Origin of the sequence: Exiguobacterium sp. s129 (genome assembly GCF_018617585.1) — a bacterium.
GTDB lineage: Bacteria > Bacillota > Bacilli > Exiguobacteriales > Exiguobacteriaceae > Exiguobacterium > Exiguobacterium aestuarii_A.
This window is the reverse complement of the sequence record NZ_JACSKL010000002.1, coordinates 277,066-299,586: the sequence shown is the minus strand read 5'-3', so window position 1 is coordinate 299,586 and position 22,521 is coordinate 277,066. Positions and strand designations below refer to the sequence as shown.

At 46.6% G+C, this 22,521-nt stretch carries 24 protein-coding genes; 2 read left to right on the top strand and 22 right to left on the bottom strand.

Going from position 1 to position 22,521, the window contains the following annotated elements; all coding sequences use genetic code 11:
* Nucleotides 1-24: 24 nt before the first annotated feature.
* From KNO92_RS03945 to infC, 4 genes are all read right to left on the bottom strand, one after another.
* On the bottom strand, nt 25-279 hold the full coding sequence (locus KNO92_RS03945; RefSeq protein WP_214693206.1) for a hypothetical protein: 255 nt from the start codon (nt 277-279) through the stop codon (nt 25-27).
* An 86-nt stretch (nt 280-365) separates the two neighbouring features.
* Nucleotides 366-725: a 50S ribosomal protein L20 gene (gene rplT / locus KNO92_RS03940; protein ID WP_012726696.1), complete on the bottom strand. Its 360-nt coding sequence runs from the start codon at nt 723-725 to the stop codon at nt 366-368.
* 27 nt (nt 726-752) lie between these two features.
* Nucleotides 753-947: a 50S ribosomal protein L35 gene (rpmI, locus tag KNO92_RS03935; protein ID WP_012726697.1), complete on the bottom strand. Its 195-nt coding sequence runs from the start codon at nt 945-947 to the stop codon at nt 753-755.
* Between the two features lie 30 nt (nt 948-977).
* A complete protein-coding gene (gene infC, locus KNO92_RS03930; protein ID WP_074033409.1) occupies nt 978-1,508 on the bottom strand; it encodes a translation initiation factor IF-3 in 531 nt (176 codons plus the stop codon).
* A 341-nt stretch (nt 1,509-1,849) separates the two neighbouring features.
* Here infC and KNO92_RS03925 point away from each other — a divergent pair, with 341 nt between their 5' ends.
* Complete coding sequence (locus KNO92_RS03925; RefSeq protein ID WP_012726699.1) at nt 1,850-2,059, top strand: hypothetical protein; 210 nt, start codon at nt 1,850-1,852, stop codon at nt 2,057-2,059.
* Nucleotides 2,060-2,140: 81 nt separating this feature from the next.
* Here KNO92_RS03925 and KNO92_RS03920 read toward each other — a convergent pair whose 3' ends face one another.
* The 9 genes from KNO92_RS03920 to KNO92_RS03880 all read right to left on the bottom strand — a co-directional run bounded on the left by KNO92_RS03920 (nt 2,141) and on the right by KNO92_RS03880 (nt 10,799).
* Nucleotides 2,141-2,554, bottom strand: a complete 414-nt coding sequence (locus tag KNO92_RS03920; protein ID WP_214693208.1) for a DUF2231 domain-containing protein — start codon at nt 2,552-2,554, stop codon at nt 2,141-2,143.
* A 98-nt stretch (nt 2,555-2,652) separates the two neighbouring features.
* The gene (locus KNO92_RS03915; RefSeq protein ID WP_214693210.1) at nt 2,653-3,525 is read right to left on the bottom strand and encodes a DUF1002 domain-containing protein; all 873 of its coding nucleotides are present in this window, start codon (nt 3,523-3,525) and stop codon (nt 2,653-2,655) included.
* 104 nt (nt 3,526-3,629) lie between these two features.
* On the bottom strand, nt 3,630-5,573 hold the full coding sequence (gene thrS, locus KNO92_RS03910) for a threonine--tRNA ligase (protein ID WP_214693211.1): 1,944 nt from the start codon (nt 5,571-5,573) through the stop codon (nt 3,630-3,632).
* 299 nt (nt 5,574-5,872) lie between these two features.
* Nucleotides 5,873-6,787: a primosomal protein DnaI gene (dnaI, locus tag KNO92_RS03905; protein ID WP_214693213.1), complete on the bottom strand. Its 915-nt coding sequence runs from the start codon at nt 6,785-6,787 to the stop codon at nt 5,873-5,875.
* A gap of 4 nt (nt 6,788-6,791) precedes the next feature.
* The gene (locus tag KNO92_RS03900) at nt 6,792-8,144 is read right to left on the bottom strand and encodes a DnaD domain protein (protein ID WP_214693215.1); all 1,353 of its coding nucleotides are present in this window, start codon (nt 8,142-8,144) and stop codon (nt 6,792-6,794) included.
* A gap of 40 nt (nt 8,145-8,184) precedes the next feature.
* A complete protein-coding gene (nrdR, locus tag KNO92_RS03895; protein ID WP_214760154.1) occupies nt 8,185-8,652 on the bottom strand; it encodes a transcriptional regulator NrdR in 468 nt (155 codons plus the stop codon).
* A gap of 12 nt (nt 8,653-8,664) precedes the next feature.
* Nucleotides 8,665-9,036, bottom strand: coding sequence for a hypothetical protein (locus KNO92_RS03890; protein ID WP_214693217.1), 372 nt, complete (start codon nt 9,034-9,036; stop codon nt 8,665-8,667).
* Nucleotides 9,037-9,148: 112 nt separating this feature from the next.
* Nucleotides 9,149-9,535: an adenosylmethionine decarboxylase gene (gene speD, locus KNO92_RS03885; protein WP_026825618.1), complete on the bottom strand. Its 387-nt coding sequence runs from the start codon at nt 9,533-9,535 to the stop codon at nt 9,149-9,151.
* A 232-nt stretch (nt 9,536-9,767) separates the two neighbouring features.
* Nucleotides 9,768-10,799, bottom strand: coding sequence for a glyceraldehyde-3-phosphate dehydrogenase (locus KNO92_RS03880; protein ID WP_214760153.1), 1,032 nt, complete (start codon nt 10,797-10,799; stop codon nt 9,768-9,770).
* Between the two features lie 157 nt (nt 10,800-10,956).
* On the opposite strand from KNO92_RS03880, the gene KNO92_RS03875 reads away from it, so the two are divergent.
* A complete protein-coding gene (locus KNO92_RS03875) occupies nt 10,957-11,439 on the top strand; it encodes a site-2 protease family protein (RefSeq protein WP_214693224.1) in 483 nt (160 codons plus the stop codon).
* A 23-nt stretch (nt 11,440-11,462) separates the two neighbouring features.
* Here the strand turns inward: KNO92_RS03875 and coaE are convergent, their stop codons facing one another.
* The 9 genes from coaE to KNO92_RS03830 form a co-directional block, all read right to left on the bottom strand.
* Complete coding sequence (coaE, locus tag KNO92_RS03870) at nt 11,463-12,068, bottom strand: dephospho-CoA kinase (RefSeq protein WP_214693225.1); 606 nt, start codon at nt 12,066-12,068, stop codon at nt 11,463-11,465.
* 12 nt (nt 12,069-12,080) lie between these two features.
* Nucleotides 12,081-12,908 (bottom strand): DNA-formamidopyrimidine glycosylase, encoded by an 828-nt coding sequence (gene mutM, locus KNO92_RS03865; protein ID WP_214693227.1) that lies wholly within the window; start codon nt 12,906-12,908, stop codon nt 12,081-12,083.
* Nucleotides 12,909-12,929: 21 nt separating this feature from the next.
* Entirely contained in the window at nt 12,930-15,524 is a 2,595-nt protein-coding gene (polA, locus tag KNO92_RS03860) for a DNA polymerase I (RefSeq protein ID WP_214693229.1), read from the bottom strand.
* 241 nt (nt 15,525-15,765) lie between these two features.
* Nucleotides 15,766-17,493 (bottom strand): two-component system histidine kinase PnpS, encoded by a 1,728-nt coding sequence (gene pnpS / locus KNO92_RS03855; RefSeq protein WP_214760152.1) that lies wholly within the window; start codon nt 17,491-17,493, stop codon nt 15,766-15,768.
* The gene (locus KNO92_RS03850; RefSeq protein WP_074033421.1) at nt 17,490-18,191 is read right to left on the bottom strand and encodes a response regulator transcription factor; all 702 of its coding nucleotides are present in this window, start codon (nt 18,189-18,191) and stop codon (nt 17,490-17,492) included. Before KNO92_RS03850 ends, pnpS begins: the two co-directional genes overlap by 4 nt.
* A gap of 182 nt (nt 18,192-18,373) precedes the next feature.
* Nucleotides 18,374-19,306, bottom strand: coding sequence for a malate dehydrogenase (mdh, locus tag KNO92_RS03845; protein WP_074033422.1), 933 nt, complete (start codon nt 19,304-19,306; stop codon nt 18,374-18,376).
* 37 nt (nt 19,307-19,343) lie between these two features.
* The gene (gene icd / locus KNO92_RS03840; RefSeq protein ID WP_214694005.1) at nt 19,344-20,612 is read right to left on the bottom strand and encodes an NADP-dependent isocitrate dehydrogenase; all 1,269 of its coding nucleotides are present in this window, start codon (nt 20,610-20,612) and stop codon (nt 19,344-19,346) included.
* A 99-nt stretch (nt 20,613-20,711) separates the two neighbouring features.
* Nucleotides 20,712-21,824: a citrate synthase gene (gene citZ / locus KNO92_RS03835; protein WP_214760151.1), complete on the bottom strand. Its 1,113-nt coding sequence runs from the start codon at nt 21,822-21,824 to the stop codon at nt 20,712-20,714.
* A gap of 185 nt (nt 21,825-22,009) precedes the next feature.
* Entirely contained in the window at nt 22,010-22,474 is a 465-nt protein-coding gene (locus KNO92_RS03830; RefSeq protein WP_074033425.1) for a DUF441 domain-containing protein, read from the bottom strand.
* Nucleotides 22,475-22,521: the final 47 nt, after the last annotated feature.

Below are 22,521 nucleotides of genomic sequence, written 5' to 3'. Positions count from 1 at the left end.
CGGATGTTCCTCCTCTATCTCCACTTATAGCAGTACTAAAATCATTAAAGACCAGCCTACCGCTAAAATCAATACTTGTAATTGGAGCAGTTTTGGGGCATGAACGGTCTTTTTTCGTGTCAAATGGAGACCGAACAAGGCACCGATGGCTCCTCCCGCATAGGCGTATAGTACGTTAAAATCACCTTGGCCATGCGTATAACGTTTTGCCTGGATATAGGTATATACGTTCAAGACGATCAGCGCAAGGGCAACGATGGCGACAACTGATTGATTCATACGCTTTCCTCCTTCTCTTAATTCTAAGAAATTCTGAAGAAAAAAGAAAGCGCCGAGAGAGTGTCTCGGCGCTGTCGATTGAACGATTACGCGTTCAATTTTGATTTAGCTGTTTCAGCGAGTGACGCGAATGCCTGTGCATCTGTCACAGCAAGCTCAGCAAGCATCTTACGGTTGATGTCGATTCCTGCAAGCTTGAGGCCGTGCATCATACGGCTGTATGAGAGACCGTTTGTACGTGCTGCCGCATTGATACGTGTGATCCAAAGACGACGGAAATCACGTTTCTTCTGACGACGGTCACGGTAAGCGTACATGAGTGACTTCATGACCTGTTGTTTTGCTACTTTAAATAGAATGTGTTTCGAACCAAAGTATCCTTTGGCAAGTTTAATTTGCTTTTTACGACGTTGACGAGTCGTATAACCGCCTTTTACGCGTGGCATATGGATTCCCTCCTAATTGTTTCTGTATTACTTCGCGATCATGTTGCGAATGCGTTTGAAGTCTCCAGCTGATACGATAGCGCCTTTACGGAGCTTACGTTTCGCTTTAGTCGATTTGTTTGCGAACAAGTGACTTGTGTAAGCGTGTGAACGCTTGAGTTTACCTGATGCTGTACGTTTGAAACGTTTTGAAGCACCGCGGTGCGATTTCATTTTCGGCATGAGTATTTCCTCCCCACTGAGAATCGATGATTAATCTTCTTTGTTCGGAGCCAGCACTAAGAACATGCTGCGTCCTTCCATCTTCGGCTTTTGTTCAACTGTTGCCAAATCGGCACATTCCGCTGCCATTTTGTCCAAAACACGTTTCCCGATTTCCGAGTGTGTGATGGCACGTCCGCGGAAACGAATCGAAGCCTTCACTTTGTTTCCTTTTTCAAGGAACTTGCGTGCGTTACGCAATTTTGTTTGGAAATCGTTGTCCTCGATTGTTGGACTGAGACGTACTTCTTTCATTTGGATGACTTTTTGGTTTTTACGCGCTTCTTTCTCCTTTTTCTGGAGTTCGAAACGGTACTTCCCATAATCCATAATTTTAGCGACCGGTGGATTCGCTTTGTCCGCGACTAAGACTAAGTCTAGTTCCGCTTCTTCAGCTAAACGTAACGCATCGTTACGCGATTTCACACCGAGTTGTGCGCCGTCTGCGCCAATGAGACGTACTTCACGGGCACGAATGTTTTCGTTGATAAAGAGCTCTTTGCTAATGGTTAGCACCTCCATCGTGCGATTGCACGAGATTTAGATTGACAAGACAACATGGCAATAAAAAAAGCGTCGGCAGTTTCCCACCCACACATCAGTTGAGGTCATAAAACGGCAGACGATGCCGATTGAACCAAGAACTTGATGGACCTGCCTGATGACTCTCAGACGAGGTGAAAAGCGGGTGCTTCTGCTTTGTTGTTTTTAATCACTATGTCATCTTAGCACTAGCAGGAAAAGATGTCAAGATATCGCGCATGAATAATTGGTAGCTCACACTTTTATGATGATACCAGTCATTCTCTCGTTTCGCAATACCTTTTCAAAGGGAATAATGAAATAACAAAGGAGGGATTTACATGAATTGGCGAAAAGACGTCTCGCGCGAACATGACTATCACGACCAGGTTCAGCAGATCGTCAGTAAAACGATGCAGGCGCATGGCTTAGAAGATGAAAAGTTACAGGCAGTATTAACGGACTTATTAGAAGAGATGAATCGTATCACATTAAAGATTGTCGATGATCACGAGTCAGCTCAAAACTATATTCATAAACGATGGTACTAAAGAGTGAGGAATTCTGTCTTTCTTATGTACCATGTAAAAACGTCCAGTTCCACATCAATGGAATTGGACGTTTATTCATGTTTACTGTGCGTAAACCATCTGTCCCCCGAGGTGCCCGGCGTATGCAAGAAGTCCCGCTCCCACGAGCGCAATCACAAAACTAAGTGTGATCCATAGCTTCCCTTTCGCACGATATCCTACGGCAAGCAAGACAACAGTGATGCCAAACGCGATCAAGCTGTACAAGGCAAAATGTTCATGGTTTTCAACCATCGCCTCTGTGACCGAAGGAAGGTTTGCTTCCGCATACTCCTCGGCACTGTCACCCGATAGAAATGCCACTCCGCCCGATATCAATCCAGCAACGAGCGTGACGAGTGCAAACAGTCGAAAACTTGTCCATTTGAAGCTAATCAAAATCAAAAGCGTCCCAAACAGTAGAAGACCAATCGGAGCGTGCACGAGCAATGGATGTAGCGGAACACCACCGAGCATAACGATTCCTCCCTAAGATTAAGATAGTGGATGAAAGTTATTTACCCCGTCTGATGATTTCCTTATCCAGTTTTCCTTCTTTTCACAATGATACACAATTAATTCGTGAGCGACTTGAAGAAGTTACTGATTGCTTCAAACAATCTTGCGAAAAATCCTTGGACTTCCTCTTGTTCAAGAAAAGCCTGTACGTCCTGCCCTGCATCTTTTAATCCGTTACTGATCGCAGACCAATCCAGATTCGCTTGTTGCATGTTTTCAAATAGTGTCGTCAATTGGTCGAGTTGTCCTTCAGACAATTGAACGTTATTTTGATTTAACACTTGAATGACGATATCGCGAATCTCAATATTCGTCTCCGGCATTTGGTTCGCGATTTCCGCTTTGATTTCGTTCATGAGACCGGCTACATCTTCTTGACCGACCGTCTTTCCGATTTCAGACGTCACTGCTAACTCTTCTTGCGCAAGCTCTTTTCGCTCATCAGACAGTTCAATTCCGGTTTCGGCCGCCGTTTGATCATACGCCTTCATGATCCCTGTCAACGCAGAAGTACCCGTCACGTTGATTGGCGACGTGATATAGATGTCCGCATCCGTCACACCTGCTGTGACCAATGCGTTCGCATACATATTTTTCGTGACCCACGTCACATTTTCAGTTTGAACATCAAGACCTGTTCCGTCCGTTAATTTAATTCGTGCGGACGAATACATGCCACCCCCACGTTGCGCTTGTGGGACAGAATCTCCTAAATATTTTTCTTCATCCGCTGCCGTCGTAATAATCGGTTCGATTCCCTCTGGCGCGTCCATACGTTCAAGTACCCATTTTTGTTGTTCTGAAGAGAGCGATTCCCCGAGCGTCACAATCGTGTCATTGACGATTGCCTCCGCCCCGACTTTCGGAAGTGCTCCTGTAAATGCGACTGCTCCAATAGTAAGTGCCAATACTGGCTTCAAATAATTCACGAATTATCACTCCTTAATGTTTACGATACGTGGAGACGACAAAATACACATCCGTCTTTAGACCGAAAAAAGCCACCTTTCTAGATGGAAAGGTGGCTCCTTGCTTAGCGTGAACGGTTCGCAATCTCTTCTGTGAGTGATGCGATGAATTCGTCAAGTGATGCTGATACTTGTTCTTGTTGACCGTAACGACGAATGTTGACCGCACGCTCATCACGTTCTTTATCCCCAAGTACGAGCGTCATTGGAATCTTCTTCATTTGCGCTTCACGAATCTTATAGCCGAGTTTCTCGTCACGAAGGTCCGTTTCGACGCGAACCCCACGCTTGACGAGTTCCGCTTTGACTTCAGCGACATACTCATCATGGACATGTGATACCGGAATCAATTTCACTTGTACCGGTGCGAGCCATGTTGGGAATGCGCCTTTGTATTCTTCGATCAAATACGCAACAAATCGTTCCATCGTCGAAACGACACCACGATGCAAGACGATTGGACGATGGTCTTTTCCGTCTGGTCCTGTGTACGTCAAATCGAAACGTTCTGGGAGTAAGAAGTCAAGTTGAACAGTCGAGAGCGTCTCTTCTTTCCCGAGCGCCGTGCGTACTTGCACGTCGAGTTTCGGTCCGTAGAATGCCGCTTCCCCTTCCGCTTCGAAGTATGGAAGTTCGAGCTCGTCCATCGTTTCTTTCAACTGGCTCTGTGCCATTTCCCAAATTGCATCATTATCGAAGTACTTCTCTTTATCGGCAGGATCGCGATACGAGAGACGGAAACGATAATCTTTGATGCCAAAGTCAGCATACACCTCTTGAATCAAGTGAACGATGTCTTTGAACTCTTGTTTCATCTGTTCAGGTGTCACGAACGTATGCCCGTCGTTCAAGACCATGTAACGGACACGTTGAAGTCCTGTGAGCGCGCCTGACATCTCGTAGCGGTGCATCCCACCAAGCTCAGCAATTCGGAGTGGAAGCTCACGGTATGAGCGTGGCTCATGTTTGTAGATTGTCATGTGGTGCGGACAGTTCATCGGACGAAGGACGAGTTCCTCATTGTCCATCTCCATTTTCGGGAACATGTCATCTTGATAGTGGTCCCAGTGTCCAGATGTCTTATACAAGTCGACCGACCCAAGCACCGGTGTATAGACGTGTTGGTATCCGAGTTCGAGCTCTTTATCGACGATATAGCGTTCGACCGTACGACGAATCGATGCACCTTTTGGCAGCCACATCGGAAGTCCTTGACCGACTTCTTGCGAGACGAAGAAGAGGTCGAGTTCTTTTCCGAGTTTACGATGGTCGCGTTCTTTCGCTTCTTCAAGAAGTCGCAAGTGCTCGGCGAGTTGTTCTTTCGTCGCCCAAGCCGTCCCGTAAATACGCTGTAACATCTTGTTGTCTGAGTCGCCACGCCAGTATGCTCCAGCCACGCTCATCAATTTAAAGATTTTCAACTTCGAAGTCGATGGGACGTGCGGTCCGCGGCAAAGGTCGAAGAATTCACCTTGATGATAGATTGTAAGTGTCTGATCGGCAGGAATGTCTTCGATCAACTCGATTTTGAGTGGGTCTCCCAACTCTTTATAGCGAGCGAGCGCTTCGTCACGTGAAACGACTTCACGAGTGATTTCTAAGTTTTCATCGACGATGCGTTTCATCATCTTCTCAATCTCAGGCAGGTCTTCCTCGTTGATTCGGCGGTCCATTTCGATGTCGTAATAGAATCCGTTCTCGATTGTCGGTCCAATCCCGAGATAGATGTTATTCTCTTCTCCGTACAGACGCTTGATCGCTTGTGCCATCAAGTGCGCTGACGAGTGACGCATCAAGTCGAGACCGTCCTCTGAATCTGGCATGACGAGCTCGATTTTGCCGTCCTGTTCAATCGGACGACGGTAGTCGATGAGTTCTCCGTCTAGTTTTGCTGCGATTGCTTTTTTGCGAAGTCCCGGGCTGATTGAGCCTGCGACTTCTTCTGCCGTGACGCCGGCATCAAATTCTTTTACCGCGCCATCTGGAAATGTCAATTGAATCATGTACATCTGTCCCCTCTCAAAAAATGAATATAAAAAAAGCCCATCCCTCAAAAAGGGACGAGCTTTGATTCTCGTGGTACCACCCTCGTTCCCAAGCATCACGCTTGGCTCGAACACACGATAACGAGTGTGAATCGCCGCACGATTGACCCGTACGGTGCTCTGAGGGAGTAAATGCATCGTCGTCGTTAGGAAGCTTCCACCGCCCTTCCCTCGCTAAAACTCGTCTCGATGATCCATATCCTCTTCTATGCATCACTTATATGGTTATTAGTATAGTCAACTCATCCAAGAAAAACAATCCTTTACCGACGTCGATTTTCACCCTTCAGCTCGATTTGGGTCGTCGTCGTTGAAATTCGCTGCATGAGACGCTGTGCCTTCATTTTATTTTGCGCGGACCCATCGATTGAAAAGTGAGTCTCAAGCTCTTCTCCGCTAAAGTTCGAACTATATAACGTCGGCAATCGATGCATCATCCGATATTGGAGAATGATGCCGAACAGTTCGTCGCGCACCCACGGGCTGATCGCCTCAGCACCAATGTCATCAATCAACAAGACAGGCACATGTTGAAACGAAGTTAAAAATGAATCAAACGATTCGGTGCGAATTTTGCGTTTTGCTTCCGAGACGAATCCAGGGGCATGAACTAAAATCGTCTCGATATCCGCCACTTTCAATTCATTGGCAATGGCGGCGAGTAGATACGTTTTCCCGACACCGAAACTCCCGTGTAAATAGAGTCCGTTTACTTTTTGTTTGGACTTCATCCCCGTTACGAAACGCATCGCTTCCCGAAGTGCGATCTTGCGTGCATCGTCCGCCCAATCAAATGACTCAAAGCTCGCCTCACGAACTTCTTCCGGTAAGAACAAGCTCTTAAACTTACGGTCCATCTCTTTTTGGCGTCTAGCTTGTCGATGAGCGACCGTCTCTTCATAGCGAATGGCGATCTGTCCGAGATCGACATAGAGCACCGGTTGATGACCCGGGATGACGGCTTGTTCTTCCATGAACGTCTTCCCATCCATCTGCTCGGCATACTCACTCAGCTTCGTGAATCCAATTTCAATCGCTTTCTCTTCTAACTCAGGATGAGCGTTCAAAAAGGCGATCACTCCTGGATGATTGAGCGTTCGTCTGCGAATCGACTCATACGCTTCGCGGACTTCTTTTCGATTCATCAACTGCGATAACGACTGGTTGATTCGTTCCATCCCCTCACCCCTTCTCTTTCAATTCATTTAATAGTTTTACGAGCTCCGCGTCATCCGGAACGGAAGACTCCAATTCTTTCTTTCTCGCCTGATCATACGATCGCTGTTGTTTCGCTTCATCTTCAAGCCATTTAGGCATCTCGCCTTGTTGGGGTTTCCGACGCGAACCGACAGTCGTCCGCTGTACATTTTCACGTTTTTGTTGCTTCTTCTCAATGAGCGCATCTTGTGACGCTTCTTGCTCCAACGCTTCTTTCGCGTTCGTATAACCAGCCGTCTTCCAACTCGTCGCGATACGAAGGACATAGTTCTCGTTCAGACGAGTCTGTTTCTTCACTTCAATACAATAATAGAAGAGTGCGTTGATCACGCCCGGTGCGAGCCCGAGCGTATCGACGAGTTCGATGACCAACTGTTCGTCACTCTTCGACAGCTGAGGCGTCTTCCGAAGTGTCGATACATACTGATGGGGGTGCGCCGCTTCCATTACCGCTGGATCATGTAAATCTCCCAGTTTGGTCTCTTCAAGCTCCACCGTCTTCTCTTTTCGATGCCGTGTCTGCTTTTTCTTCAACTGTAATACCATCTGACGGCATCCGTCCCGCTTCTCCTGCTCACTGAGCGGAAGATAGGCTTCGTGAACGAAATATTCTTTCAACATCTCCGCCATCGTCTCTTCGTCGAGTTGAGAGACATAGGCCAGTTTTGTGATGGTTTCGTCTAATTTTTTTGTGAAAAACCCGACTGGGAAATTCGTCAATTTCTTCACAATATCCATATCGAACGAATAGTTGATTTCAATCTTCGCACGATCTGGTTTTTCGTAGTTCTTTTGCGTGAACGCTCGATGATTGACACCTTTGACATCAAACACTTCATTAAAGTCTTTCGTCACCTCGACGATTCCCGCTGGCAAAGGGTCAATTGTGAAACGCCCCTGAAGTTGTTTAAAGCGCACTTCCCCTACTTTATAGAAGAGAAAGCTCGATAACAGTCCATCGTTTAAAAACGTATGCGGTGCGAGCGGCACACGCAACTGATAGACGTATTGCGTCAATCGGGCATCTTTCGTTTTGTACGTCCGTACCAATCCAATGGCTTCGAGGCGAAATAGATTATCCGTCAATTCATTGATGGAGTACTCCAACATCTCACACAAGGCACTATGAGACATATAGTTCGATTTCATTTTGCCTGGCTTCAATTCACTCCACAGCGTCTGATACAGCGCGAGCGCTTTGACACCGATAACAGGCTGATATAAGTGGTAGAGGGACTGATACGATTCACGGTCAACAAGACCTGTACTCATAATGAGCAGTTCGTCCGTCCCAAAGATTGTACGTTCTTTCTCCATAGCTCTCTCCCCTGAAAAAGGGCGACCAGCAGGCCGCCCTTTAGTTGGTCGAATTTTCTTGCTTCATTAAATCTTCAAGTTCTTTAAAGAACACAGTGATATCTTTGAATTGGCGATAAACAGATGCAAAGCGGACGTATGCGACTTCATCGACACGTGAGAGTTCATTCATCACCAACTCACCCACTTGCTCACTCGGAATTTCCGACTGCGCGAGGGCGCGAAGTTGTTGTTCGACTTTTGTCACGACCCCTTCAAGCTGTTCAAGCGTGACCGGTCGCTTTTCACACGCACGAATGATTCCACGGAGCACTTTTTCGCGACTGAATTCTTCACGGTTTCCATCTTTCTTCACAATGATGAGGGGTGTCTGTTCCACCGTTTCAAACGTTGTGAACCGATACCCACATTTTTCACATTCACGACGACGTCGAATCGAATAATGGTCTTGCACCGGTCGGGAATCGAGCACTCTCGTTCCATTGTGATCACATTTCGGACAACGCATGCTCAAGCCTCCTTATCGTTCGACAGATTTATTTCCGATAGCACGAAGCGGGAATTGTTGTGTAAGCGCCTCGTAATAGTGAGTAACGATTTGTGCGAGGTCTGTCCCGAGTCGCTGTTCGCGGTTCAATGTAAAATCGACTGCTGTACGACCTCCGTCTACTTGTACGATCGTAATGAGTCCGTCCCATCCGTCACCAATGAACGAGAGTTCGCCACGGTTCGCGTCGATTCGACGGACCGTCTGACCATTTGACTGAATCTGACTTTCTAACCATTGTAAGATTGCGTTCGGAGATGCCGCATAGTAGCGTGTCCGAAGCGATTCATTTTTATGTGTATCTTTCGTTTCAATATGTGTTTGTAACTTATCTAACAGTCCCATAATCCACCTCAACGCCTGAGTTATATACGTTAAGCATATCAAAATTAAGGCAACAACAAAACAATTAAAAGGGCTGACCGTCAAACGGCCAGCCTCAAAAGGTTCTTCAGAATTATTTAGTTAGTGCAACTTGTGCTTCTGGAACACGAATTGGTCCCATTCCACGCTCAAGTTTCACATCTTCACGTACTTTTGCATCCAATCCTTCGGCGATGTATTGCGATGCCGTAGCTGGATCGATTCGATCTCCACATGTGAACACGTCAACCGACGCGTAGCCATGCTCTGGGAAACTGTGAATCGTTAAGTGTGATTCTGAAATGATGACGACTCCACTCACACCGTGCGGCGCAAATTTGTGGAAAGCGACTTCGCGGACTTCAGCGCCCGAACGAAGAGCTGCATCGACGAACAAACGCTCGATGTAGTCGATATCATTCAATTTGTCGGGATTGCACTCCCAAAGTTCTGTAATAATGTGACGTCCCATAGTATCCATATTAGTGGATCCCCCTTTACATCAATGGTCTCAAAGTAGTTGATGATCACTCACTTTGTGCCTGAATCGCCCACAACCACGGGGGCAAGTTAGTCCTAAGAGGTCCTAACCCTTTAAGTTGCGTTTGTCAGACCAATTGAAGTTCACGAAACTGAGTGTAACGTGTTTGGGACGTCGTTACAAGACATTTGTTTAAAAAAATCAAAAATATTTTTTAGACCGTAATATTTTTTTAGGCGTGTGTTTCTTGTTGCCCGATTTGAAGGTAACTCGCCACCATATCCAACAAGTCGACGACACGGCACGAATAGCCCCATTCATTGTCGTACCATGCGAGTACTTTTACATGATTCCCGCCGAGTACCATCGTCGAATCCATATCGATAATCGACGAGCGATCGTCTCCATTGAAGTCAATCGATACGAGCGGTTCATGAGAGACACCTAACACGCCCGTCATCTCTCCAAACGCCGCCCGCTCAAACGCTTCATTCACTTCATCGACGGTGACGTCACGGTGAAGCTCGACGACTAAATCGACGAGTGATACGTTCGGTGTCGGAACGCGGAGTGCCATTCCGTTTAATTTCCCTTGTAGCTCTGGCATGACAAGCCCAATCGCCTTAGCCGCTCCTGTCGAAGTCGGGATGATCGAACTGCCACAAGCACGCGCCCGGCGTAAGTCCTTATGCGGGTTATCAATATTATTTTGGTCATTCGTGTACGCGTGAACAGTTGTCACTAAACCTGTCTCGATTCCGAATGTCGAATGCAATACTTTCACGACAGGTCCTAGACAGTTTGTCGTACACGATGCATTTGAAATGATGTGGTCTTCTTCCGGGCGATAGTCTCGATCGTTGACCCCCATCACAATCGTGCGTAAATCCCCTTTCCCTGGCGCAGTTAAAATCACTTTTTTCGCCCCTGCATCTAGATGAAGTTTTGCCCCGATATCCGAGTTGAACTTCCCTGTCGCCTCGACCACGATGTCGATGCCAAGGTCTGCCCATGGTAAACGTGATGGATCACGTTCTGAAATGAGTTCGATTCGCTTCCCATCGACTTCAAGCGCATCCCCTTGCGCTCGAACTGTCAATCCGAATGGACCGTGAATGGAATCATGTTTGATGAGATGAGCGAGCGTTTCCGCAGGATAACTCGCATTGATCGCCACGACTTCATGACGTCCCTCAAGCATCAATTTTCGGAATACCATTCTCCCGATTCGACCGAATCCGTTAATCGCAACTTTTGTCCCCATGCTAAATCCCCCTTTTTCTACATTACGGTTTCATTATAACGGATAGCTGTAAGCGTTTTCACTATGATTCGTCACATTTTTTTCATTTTTCTTTGTTTATTTTTTGAAAATGAGGGAAATTTCTTGTCGTGAAGCACAACAGAAAGGAGGCGTCACCATGTTTGATTGGGGAGATATCGATAAGTTCTTCATTTCGTTTTTCATCATCTTACCGATTGTGACGTTGATTCATGAGTTCGGACACTTCTTTTTCGCAAAGTTGTTTGGGGGCTCGCTCGACATGCAAATCGGCACAGGAAAAAAACTATTTAAAGTAGGACGTCTTCAAGTGAACCGCGTCTATTTTTATGATGCGTGGTGTCAGTTTACAGATTTAAAATGGAGCAACAAGGTCACCCGCACGCTTGTATATGGCGGTGGAGCCATTTTTAATCTGGCGAGTATCTTAATTGTCAATGCGTTTATCTTAAGACGAGATATTGAACCGACGTTGTATACGTATCAGTTCGCCTACTTTTCGTTTTACTATATTTTCTTTTCACTGTATCCCATCTATTATTCGAACGGTCACCCAAGTGATGGACGTGCCATTTATGATACGTGGAAGAAAGGATCACCCGAATCCGATCCATTAAACTAACCAAACGAAAAGAAGGCGAATGATCATTCGCCTTCTTTTTCAATCGTCTTAAATTGTTCGACCAAACGGTCAATTTGCGGTGGTAAGTCACCGAGTGAACCGTTGTTATTGACGAGAAAATCGGCCTGATGCTTTTTCTCTTCAATCGGGATTTGAGAATGAATGCGAGCGAGTGCCTCTTCTTTCGTCAATCCATTCCGCTCCATGAGACGCATCAGTTGAATCTCTTCGCGACAATAGACGACGACAGAATAATCGACGAGGTCGAGCATTGTCCCCTCAAATAGGAGAGGAATATCAAAAATAACGACAGACTCGCCGGATGCTTCATAATCACGCATCTGTTCCTTCATCTCTTCACGAATCGCTGGATGCATCAGTTGATTGAGGTGTTGTCGTTTCGTCTCATCATGAAAGATTTCACGCCCTAGCGCGGGACGGTTTAAGACATCGCCGTCAAAACATTTTGGAAATGCCGCTTTTACACCCTCAATCGCCTTCCCTCCAGGTTCGACGACCGTCCTCGCAATCAAATCGGCATCGATGATCGGAATCCCCTTTTTCCGAAATAGTCGAGACACCGTGGACTTCCCGGTTGCAATCCCACCCGTCAATCCAATTTTCAACATAACGCCCACTCCTTAACGTTGTTGACAGTGTGGACAATAATGCGTGCCACGACCGCCTAGTTTCATCTTTTCAATTTCTTGTCCGCAACGACGACATGGTTCACCGGCTTGTCCGTATACATAAAGTCGTTCTTGGAACGTTCCCGTTGCTCCGTCTGGATTCGTATAACTCCGAATCGTACTTCCTCCACGTTCAATGGCCTCATTTAGCACGGCTACCGCTTCAATGCGTACACGCTCCACTTCTTCGTGCGTCAAACTAGCAGCTGGCCGTGTCGGATGCACACCAGCACGAAACAATGTTTCATCTACATAAATATTCCCTAATCCAACGAAGATGGACTGATCGAGAAGCGCCGTCTTGATAGCGCGTGTCTTCATCCGCTCTAGACGCTTATGCAATGCATCAGTTGTCACACGCTCGTCAAACGGTTCATATGCGAGCAGTGACAGTGGTGGTGTCGTATGAACCGCCTCATTCGTCCGCAACTCCATCGTTCCAAACTTCCGCACATCGTTATAATGTAGGGTCGATTGGTCCGTGAAGTTGATGACGACATGCGTATGTTTAGCCGGTTCTGTGATTGTCTCATATGGGAAGAACTTCCCTTCCATCCGGAGATGGGAGACGAGATACCCGTTCGTTAATTTGAATAAAATAAATTTTCCTCGACGTTCTACATCTGTAATGGTCTCTCCAATCAAATGGTGTACCCATTCTTCTGGCTCGAGTCCCCGAATGATTTTAGGATCAAGCACATCGACAGACTGAATCGTCTTTCCAGAAACGGCAGGTCGTAATCTGCGACAAACCGTTTCGACTTCTGGTAATTCTGGCATACTGATTTCCTTTCTATCTTCTTATTTCGTATCGAACCATGTCGTTCCAACGGCTCCATCCGCACGTAACGGAACATCGAGTGTCACCGTATGTTCCATCGCTTCCGTCACCAATTTTTCTAATGCTTCCATCTCTTCAGCCGGACCTTCAAAAATCAATTCATCATGTACTTGTAACAACAACTTGGATTGAAGTTGCGATGATTGAAGAGCGTGATCGACGTCAATCATCGCTTTTTTGATGATGTCGGCTGCCGTTCCTTGAATCGGTGTGTTGATGGCCGTACGTTCAGCGAATCCACGCAAGTTGAAATTACGAGAGTGAATGTCTGGGATATTACGACGTCGTTTTAACATCGTCTCGACGAACCCATGTTCACGAGCCCGTTCAATCGCAGCATCCATGAACGTCTTCACTCCCGGGAATTGTTCAAAGTACGTATCGATAAACGTTTGTGCTTCTTTTCGTGTGATACCTAGGTTTTGCGAGAGCCCATAATCACTGATTCCATATATGATTCCGAAGTTGACGGCTTTCGCCTGACGACGCATGAGTGAAGTGACTTCCTCATTTGCGACTTTGAACACGTTCGCCGCCGTCGACGTGTGGATATCCTCATCATGCAAAAAGGCCGCCATCATTTTCTCATCTTGTGACATATGCGCCATGATTCGAAGTTCGATCTGTGAGTAATCGACCGCATAGAGTACCCAGCCCGGCTCACTTGCGGTGAACGCCTTACGAATTCGACGTCCTTCCTCTAATCGGATCGGAATGTTTTGTAAGTTCGGGTTGACCGACGAGAGTCGTCCCGTTTGCGTCAATGTCTGCGTGTACCGGGTGTGAATCTTGCCATCTTCCTTCACAACTTTCTGCAATCCTTCTACATAGGTCGACTGTAGTTTCCCGAGTTCACGATAATGCATGATCTTCTCGATGATCGGATGAAGCGGCGCCAACTTCTCAAGGACATCCGCCGCAGTCGAGTAACCCGTCTTTGTCTTTTTCACAGGGGGAAGCGCTAATTTCTCAAACAGGACTACCCCTAGCTGTTTCGGCGAGTTGATGTTGAACGGTTCGCCGGCCAATTCATGAATCGTTACTTCAAGCGCAGACAGGCGCTCACGAAGATCTGTCTCCATGTGTTTAAGTGTTTCCACGTTTACATGAATGCCTGCCCATTCCATCTCGGCTAACACCGAGACGAGCGGTTTTTCAAGCGCCTCATATAATTCCGTCTGTTCGTTGTCTTTCAACTCTGAAGCGACACGTTCGAACAACGTCAAAATCGCATGTGCTTTCTCCGCGAGATGGGAATGGAATACTTCCTCATCAGGGACTTTTATTTTTGCGCCTTTCCCATAAACTGCTTCATCTTCTTCAAGAGGGTATGCGAAATGAGAAGCAATCGAGCTGAGTGACGTTCCACCAGATAAATTCAACAAATATCCGGAAACGAGTAAATCTTCGTAACCGCGAAGGGATAACTGATGACGTTTCAACTGAATGATTGTTTGTTTAGCATCGAGACAAATCGTCGTCTTCGATTCGTCTTCAATCCATTCCTTGACTCGTGCATCTTGTAACAGTGTCACGTCACCGACGGTCAAGCCACGATCTGATGCGATTGCAACCCCAACGATGTCTTCTTCGAAATAGTCATCGTGTAGTTGCTCGAGGAATAGGACAGCTCGAGACAAATCTTGTTCAGAAAGGTCGATGGTTGGCCGTACTTCTTTTTCGACCGTTTCTTCTGTAGAGCTGTCCGCTAATTTACCAATCAACGACTTGAATTGAAGTTCCATGAACAGGGGCTTCACGACAGAAGCATCATAAGGTTTAAAGACGAGATCGTCGACTGTCACATCAATTGGCACGTCCGTATAAATCGTCGCCAACTGTTTTGACATCTTCGCCTCTCGCTCGTTCGCTTCCACTTTTTCTTTCTGTTTCCCCTTTAGTTCATCCGTATGTTCGTACAGGGATTCGACGGTTCCATACGTTGAAATCAACTTGAGCGCCGTCTTTTCACCGACACCTGGGATACCTGGAATGTTATCCGACTTATCCCCCATCAACCCTTTTAAGTCGATCATCTGAATCGGTTGTAGTCCCTCATAACGTTCCTGGAATGCCGTTTCGTCCATTTTTTCGACATCTGTGATGCCTCGCTTCGTCAAGTAGACGGTCACGCGATCATCAATCAGTTGGAGTAAATCTTTATCTCCCGTCACAATCGTCACTTGATCGTATGATGTATCCTTGGAGAGCGTGCCGATGATATCATCCGCCTCATATTGATCAAGTTCTAAGACAGCGATACCAAACGCACGACAGACGTCTCGCACGAGCGGGAACTGTTCGCGTAATTCCCCAGGAGTCTTTTGACGCCCTCCTTTATAGTCAGCAAACGTATCGTGACGGAATGTCTTCTTTGACGCATCGAACGCAACGGCAAAGTGCGTCGGTTGCTCATCTTCCATCAATTTCAACAACATCATCGTAAAGCCGTACACCGCGTTCGTATTTCGACCTGACGCGTCCGACATCGGAGGCAGTGCAAAAAACGCACGATATGTTAAGGAGTTCCCATCTAGGACTAGTAGTTTATTCATTCAATCGACCTCCATTCTTCTCTTCATTCATCATACCATACGGGTACAAGCGTTCGAAAAAAAAGACCCTTTTCTACGAATAGAAAAGGGCCAAATTCTCGACCGTGTGGAGATGAGCACCGATCGAGTCACGAGATGATGAAGAGGTCTCATTCATAAGAATAGCAAGGTTTTGTAAAGTAAATATGAATTGAATAGCAAGGTTTTGTAAAGTGACTAAGAATCAGCGGTCAAGTGGGATTCAAACCCGCGGGAACGTGATGGTGAACGTCGTCCCTTTGCCCTCGACGCTATCGACATCGATTGTCGCATGATGGAGATCGATGATGTGTTTCACGATAGCAAGACCTAGACCCGTGCCACCTGAATTTCGGCTTCTTGCTTTGTCAACACGATAGAAGCGCTCAAAGATTCGACTGACTTCTTTTTCAGCAATCCCGATTCCATTATCCTTCACGCGTAACTTGTACGCATCCTCATTCGCCTCGACGGAAATCTCGACACGACTTCCTTCCGGAGAATAGTTGATGGCGTTCGCGACGAGGTTCATGATGACTTGTTTCATCCGGTTCAAATCGGCCTGTAAGACGGCCGTCCCATGATGCTTCGCCTCTAGATGAATCGACTTTTTGTCCGCTTTCTGACTGAGCAAGAGACATACCTCATCGACGAGCTGGTTCAAGTCGACGGATACCAACTCCATCTGGAAATCATCACGCTCTAATCTCGACAGCTCAAGCAAATCTTCAACGAGCATCTGCATCCGCGTCGCCTCTTTTTGAATGATGTCTAAGAACTGGTCGCGGAGTTCAGGGACTTCTTTAGCCCCGTCGAGTAATGTCTCACTAAATCCACGAATGGAGGTGAGCGGGGTCTTGAGTTCATGACTGACGTTCGCGACAAAGTCTTTCCGCATCTTCTCGAGTCGCTTCAGCTCCGTGATGTCGTTAAATAATAATGTCGTCCCACGAAGCATTCCCGTATCACTGAAAATCGGTGCAGCAGACACCATATACGTTTTCTGATTGAAGCCGGTTCGAATCGACAGCTGACGACGATGAACTTCTTCCGTCAAATACACGTCTTCGATCAGAGTCTCAACATCAGGACTCGGTAACATCCCGTGATAAAATTGTCCAATCGACAAATCATCGTATTGGAACATCTCGCGATACGAACGGTTGACTAATGTGACGATGCCTCGCTCGTCCACGAGAAGGAGCCCTGCCCCCATATATTCGATGAGTGATTCGAGTCGTGCTCGCTGAACCGATTCTCCGAGTGAAATTGACTCCAAATTTCGGGCGAGGACGTTGATTGATCCAGCGAGACTTCCGGTTTCCTCGTCATTTCGCAGTTCGTAAACGCGAGCCCGATAATTACCATCGGCGAGTTCCCGTAAGACGATGGTCGCCTCATCGATTGGTCGTATAAATTGGTTCGTCAGATGCTGAAGGACGAATAAGATGATGAAAAATGAAAAGAACAGCGCGAGCGCGATTGTTAACCAAATTCGATCATACACGCCTTCAAGGTCTGAAACATAACGGATGAACGTTAAATAGACTGTCTCCCCCGTCGCAAGTTCAATCGGTTTTGTGAACTGGATCAACTCATCTTCGTCTGCTTCACCAAACGTTCCGTCTTCAGGCACCAGACTCGTTTCAATCTTATAATCGATTGACCCGACACGAAACGGTGTCCCGGCGATGACTTCATTCCTGCTATTGAGTAGCAAAATATCAAAGCTACTCCCGTCATCGATTTGACCGACATATTCTCGAATTTCGTCTAGCTCTCCCCCTTCAAGGTATAGGGCAGCGAGCTGAGCATCCTCTTTCAAGCGGTCACGTTCAGAATCCAAATAGAAATCTTTAAACAGTTGGCCGAGCACGATGCCAAGCGTCAAAAGTACGCCCGTGACGAGAAGAATGAGCGTCGTCATGAATCTAGAGCGATACGTCTTCATTCCGAAGTCGGCTCCTCCATTTTATAACCGAGTCCACGAATCGTTTTAATATACGTCGGCTTCTTCGTGACCGGTTCGATTTTTTCACGGAGATGACTGATATGGACATCGACGATTCGCGTGTCACCGACGAAATCGTAATTCCAAATAGCGGATAATAATTGGTCTCGTGTCAGCACACGTCCTTTGTTTTTGGCTAAATAAGCTAACAGTTCAAATTCTTTCGGAGTCAATTCAAGACGTTCTCCTTGTTTGAACACTTCGTAGTTCGAAGCGACAATTTTTACGTCACCAATTTGAATGACATCCTCTTCAACCGCGGTTTCTTGTGGCGCCGAGCGTCTTAGAATCGCTTTGACACGGGCCACGACTTCCCGGGGACTGAACGGTTTCGTCAAATAGTCATCTGCACCGAGCTCGAGTCCGAGAACTTTATCAAACTCATCATCTTTCGCCGTGAGCATCAAAATCGGTGTGTTGACTTTTTGTTGACGGAGTCGTTTACACACTTCAAGTCCGTCCATTTCCGGAAGCATTAAATCGAGCACGATTAAGACGGCATCTTTCTTTTCAGCCAGTTCCAATCCCGTTTTCCCGTCATGCGCGGTCTCCACCTCGAAACCAGCTTGTTCTAAATTGAATTTTAATAACGTCGCAATCGATACTTCATCGTCGACAACAATTACTTTATCAGCCACACTACTTCCTCCTCTTAATCCATCAAATGTCACTCTCTATTTTACAAATCAAAGCTTGCAACGACCAACCTCAAAGTAAATCTTTACAAAAACAAAACAAATCCACTTTCAGTGTAGCATGCCCCACATGATGGAAACCGCAAAAAAGTGCTTCCCACAAAATTGTAGGAAGCACTTTCTTCTTATAAGACGCCTAATACGGAGCGGACCGAGTCGGCAGAACGTGAAAGTGCTGCTTTCTCCTCATCTGTCAAGTCGAGCTCAAGTACTTGCTCGATGCCATGTTTCCCAAGAATAGTCGGGACGCCAAGATACAAATCGCTAAATCCGTACTCGCCTTCTAAATAAGCAATAGCAGGTAAGATTCGACGCTGATCTTTTAAAATCGCCTCGACCATCTCTACGATTGCGGCAGCTGGCGCATAATACGCCGAACCGTCACCTAGCAGTTGGACAATCTCACCGCCACCTTTACGTGTCCGTTCGACGATTTGCTCGATCCGCTCATGTGGTATGAGTTTTTCAAGCGGGATTCCCCCGGCGTACGAGTAACGCACGAGAGGCACCATATCGTCACCATGTCCTCCGAGAACAAACCCGGATACATCTTTGACGGAAACGTTTAATTCTTGAGCGACAAACGTCCGGAAACGAGCCGTATCCAGCACACCAGATTGTCCGATGACGCGTTCTTTCGGGAAACCCGATTCTTTGAACGCCGCATAAGTCATCGCATCTACCGGGTTCGTCAAGACAATCAAAATCGCTTCCGGAGAATAGCGAGCAATCTCTTTGACGACAGAACGCATGACGTTTGCATTCGTTGCAACGAGATCGTCTCGACTCATCCCTGGCTTACGCGCGATTCCCGCCGTGATGACCACAATGTCCGAATCAGCCGTATCGGCGTAATCCGATGTTCCTGTGACCCAAGCGTCAAACCCTTGAATCGGAGCCGTTTCTTGCATGTCGAGCGCTTTCCCTTTCGTCGGTCCAACTTTTTCTTCCATATCGAGTAGAACGACATCCCCTAGCTCACGTTGAGCCAGGTATAGTGCAGTGGTTGCACCGGTGAAGCCACTTCCAATTACAGAAATTTTGTTACGACGAATCATGAGCTCTCCCCCTCAATTGGCGACTTATTCGTTTGAATTACATGTTTTTGATCAATTCATCCGCAAATTCAGAACACTTCACTTCTGTCGCGCCGTCCATGAGACGTGCGAAGTCATATGTGACAACTTTCGAAGCGATTGTTTTCTCCATTGAGTTGATGATGAGGTCAGCCGCTTCGTTCCAGTTCATGTGGCGGAGCATCATCTCACCTGAAAGGATGACTGAAGATGGGTTTACTTTATCAAGACCTGCGTATTTCGGAGCTGTGCCGTGTGTCGCTTCGAAGATTGCATGTCCTGTGATGTAGTTGATGTTCGCACCAGGTGCAATCCCAATTCCACCTACTTGCGCCGCAAGTGCGTCTGAGATGTAGTCTCCGTTCAAGTTCATCGTCGCGACGACATCGAACTCACGTGGGCGTGTCAAGATTTGCTGGAGGAAGATATCAGCGATCGAATCTTTAACGATGATTTTCCCTTCAGCTTCTGCTTTCGACTGAGCTTCGTTCGCAGCTGCTTCGCCAGACTCTTCTTTGATGCGGTCATACTGTGCCCATGTGAACACTTTGTCACCGTATTCAGCTTCAGCGAGTGCATAACCCCAGTTTTTGAATGCACCTTCTGTATATTTCATGATATTCCCTTTGTGTACGAGCGTGACCGATTTACGGTTGTTATCAATTGCGTACTCAATTGCAGCACGGACGAGACGCTCTGTCCCTTCAGAAGAAACAGGCTTGATGCCGATTCCTGAAGTCTCTGGGAAACGGATCTTGTTCACGTTCATTTCATCTTGCAAGAATTTGATAAGTTTTTTCACTTCGTCGCTTCCTGACGCGTACTCGATTCCTGCGTAGATATCTTCTGTATTTTCACGGAAGATGACCATGTCTGTATCTTCAGGACGTTTTACTGGTGAAGGAACACCTGTGAAGTAACGAACTGGACGAAGGCATGTGTATAAGTCGAGCTCTTGACGAAGCGCAACGTTCAATGAACGAATTCCACCACCGACCGGTGTCGTAAGTGGTCCTTTGATCGCAATCAAGTACTCGCGAATTTGATCGAGTGTTTCTGTCGGGAGCCACTCACCTTTTTCGTTATAAGCTTTCTCCCCAGCGTATACTTCCATCCATTCGATTTTCTTGTCGCCGCCGTATGCTTTTTCAACTGCAGCATCGAATACACGAACAGCCGCGTTCCAAATATCAGGACCTGTTCCGTCACCGATAATGAATGGTACTGTCGGAACGTTTGGTACGTTCAATACACCGTTTTCAACTGTAATTTTTTGTCCTTGTGTCAACATAATGAATCCCCCTAAGTACATTACTGTAGGTCGACGCGTACGCCGACCTACGTCACTTGTTAGTTTACCAAACTTTTGTCTAAAATGTGTCTCGAATTAACGTTCGTTCACAGGAACATATTTACGGCTTGTTTCACCGACATATTCCGCACGTGGACGAATCAAGCGGTTATCCGCATATTGCTCGAGAATATGCGCAATCCAACCTGACATCCGTGATACGGCGAAGATTGGTGTGAATAAGTCTTCTTCAAGACCGAGCGCATAGTATGTTGATGCCGAGTAGAAGTCGACGTTTGGTTTCAATCCTTTTTCTGTTTCAACGAGATGATCGATTTTCTCAGACATCTCATACCACTTCGGCTCGCCGATTTGAGCAGTCAACTGGCGGCTCATTTCTTTCAAGTGCTTCGCACGTGGGTCGCCGTCTTTGTAGACACGGTGACCGAAGCCCATAATTTTTTCTTTGCGTTCAAATTTACCACGTACATATTCTTCAACACGGTCGACCGAGTCAATCTCATGAAGCATTTTCATAACTGCTTCGTTTGCACCACCGTGAAGCGGTCCTTTGAGTGCTCCCATTGCCGCCGTCACACCAGAGTACATATCAGAAAGCGTCGCCACACAGACACGTGCCGTGAACGTCGAAGCGTTCAATTCATGGTCTGCATGAAGAATGAGTGCTTTGTCGATTGTCTTCTCTGCGACTTCGCTTGGTTCTTTTCCATTCAACATGTATAAGAAGTTCGCTGCATAGGAGAGACCTTCCTTCGGAGCGACAGGTTGCTCGCCTTTACGTAGACGTGCGAATGCCGTCACGATTGTAGCGACTTGAGCTTGAAGACGAATCGCTTTACGCATGTTTGCCTCGTCACTCATGTCTTCAGATTCTTCATCATATAGAGCAAGTTGTGAGAGCGCCGTACGAATCGTCGCCATTGCATTGGCTGATTTCGGTGCACGGGCTAACGTATCAATCACTTCTTCTGGCAACGTCGCTTCTTTCACGAGTGCCTCTGAGAGCGCTGTCAATTCCTCTGCATTTGGTAAGCGATCATTCCACAATAAGAATACAACTTCTTCAAATGTGGCGTTGTCCGCTAAATCATCAATGGTGTATCCTCCATAAGTCAATTGTCCGTCAATAATTGAGCTGACTTTTGAGGCTGCTGCCACAATACCTTCTAACCCTTTTGTCGTTGACATTCATAACTCCCCCTCAGTCTTGTTTGAAAGTAGTCGACCGTAAAAACAGTCTGTGTATAGGGAATAAGGATACGGGACGGGCTTCTCCCCTGCATTCACCCAGTCTCCGTTTACCCTGTCCTTTATATAGTATAAACAATTTATTGCAAAAAAGAAATGTAAGCGGCTTCAGTTGTCAGAAAATATCAAAACCATTTTTCAATGACTTGATATCCACCTAAAATCAAGGCTGCAATTCCAGCTCCAATCAACGGTCCAACAGGTACGCCTTTCATGAATCCGACCGCTAGAATCGTGCCTGCGAGAAGTGCCGTCGTGACGACCGGGTCGACGCGCATCAATTGCACGCCTTGCGCCGCTGCTAAGGCTACAAATATTCCTGAACCAAATGCAACGATTCCAACTGGACCACGAATACTATTCCACAATTCTTTAAAACCGATATCTCCGGTTGCAATCGGGACGAGTACGGCAATGGTAATAATCGTCACACCCCAATTGATTCCTTTCGATGCAAGTGTCGGAAATAATTGATCACCAAACCCTAATGCTTTGATGATAAGTAACGCACTGCTCGCGATAATGATTGACTGGTTTTGTGCAATGACGCCAATTAGCACCAATAGAATTAAAAATAAATATGCACTCATACGTATTCCTTTCTTCGAACGGAAAAAGAACCGACCTTTGTAGAAGG

Coding starts and splice junctions, on each gene's coding strand:
- KNO92_RS03875 (WP_214693224.1), top strand. CDS start 10,957: ATGTTTGATTGGGGAGATATCGATAAGTTCTTCATTTCGTTTTTCATC.
- rpmI (WP_012726697.1), bottom strand. CDS start 947: ATGCCGAAAATGAAATCGCACCGCGGTGCTTCAAAACGTTTCAAACGT.
- KNO92_RS03830 (WP_074033425.1), bottom strand. CDS start 22,474: ATGAGTGCATATTTATTTTTAATTCTATTGGTGCTAATTGGCGTCATT.
- coaE (WP_214693225.1), bottom strand. CDS start 12,068: ATGTTGAAAATTGGATTGACGGGTGGGATTGCAACCGGGAAGTCCACG.
- dnaI (WP_214693213.1), bottom strand. CDS start 6,787: ATGGAACGAATCAACCAGTCGTTATCGCAGTTGATGAATCGAAAAGAA.
- KNO92_RS03920 (WP_214693208.1), bottom strand. CDS start 2,554: ATGCTCGGTGGTGTTCCGCTACATCCATTGCTCGTGCACGCTCCGATT.
- pnpS (WP_214760152.1), bottom strand. CDS start 17,493: ATGAAGACGTATCGCTCTAGATTCATGACGACGCTCATTCTTCTCGTC.
- KNO92_RS03900 (WP_214693215.1), bottom strand. CDS start 8,144: ATGGAGAAAGAACGTACAATCTTTGGGACGGACGAACTGCTCATTATG.
- speD (WP_026825618.1), bottom strand. CDS start 9,535: ATGGATACTATGGGACGTCACATTATTACAGAACTTTGGGAGTGCAAT.
- KNO92_RS03925 (WP_012726699.1), top strand. CDS start 1,850: ATGAATTGGCGAAAAGACGTCTCGCGCGAACATGACTATCACGACCAG.
- infC (WP_074033409.1), bottom strand. CDS start 1,508: ATGGAGGTGCTAACCATTAGCAAAGAGCTCTTTATCAACGAAAACATT.
- rplT (WP_012726696.1), bottom strand. CDS start 725: ATGCCACGCGTAAAAGGCGGTTATACGACTCGTCAACGTCGTAAAAAG.
- polA (WP_214693229.1), bottom strand. CDS start 15,524: ATGAATAAACTACTAGTCCTAGATGGGAACTCCTTAACATATCGTGCG.
- mutM (WP_214693227.1), bottom strand. CDS start 12,908: ATGCCAGAATTACCAGAAGTCGAAACGGTTTGTCGCAGATTACGACCT.
- citZ (WP_214760151.1), bottom strand. CDS start 21,824: ATGTCAACGACAAAAGGGTTAGAAGGTATTGTGGCAGCAGCCTCAAAA.
- KNO92_RS03880 (WP_214760153.1), bottom strand. CDS start 10,799: ATGGGGACAAAAGTTGCGATTAACGGATTCGGTCGAATCGGGAGAATG.
- nrdR (WP_214760154.1), bottom strand. CDS start 8,652: ATGCGTTGTCCGAAATGTGATCACAATGGAACGAGAGTGCTCGATTCC.
- mdh (WP_074033422.1), bottom strand. CDS start 19,306: ATGATTCGTCGTAACAAAATTTCTGTAATTGGAAGTGGCTTCACCGGT.
- KNO92_RS03890 (WP_214693217.1), bottom strand. CDS start 9,036: ATGGGACTGTTAGATAAGTTACAAACACATATTGAAACGAAAGATACA.
- KNO92_RS03945 (WP_214693206.1), bottom strand. CDS start 279: ATGAATCAATCAGTTGTCGCCATCGTTGCCCTTGCGCTGATCGTCTTG.
- thrS (WP_214693211.1), bottom strand. CDS start 5,573: ATGTACATGATTCAATTGACATTTCCAGATGGCGCGGTAAAAGAATTT.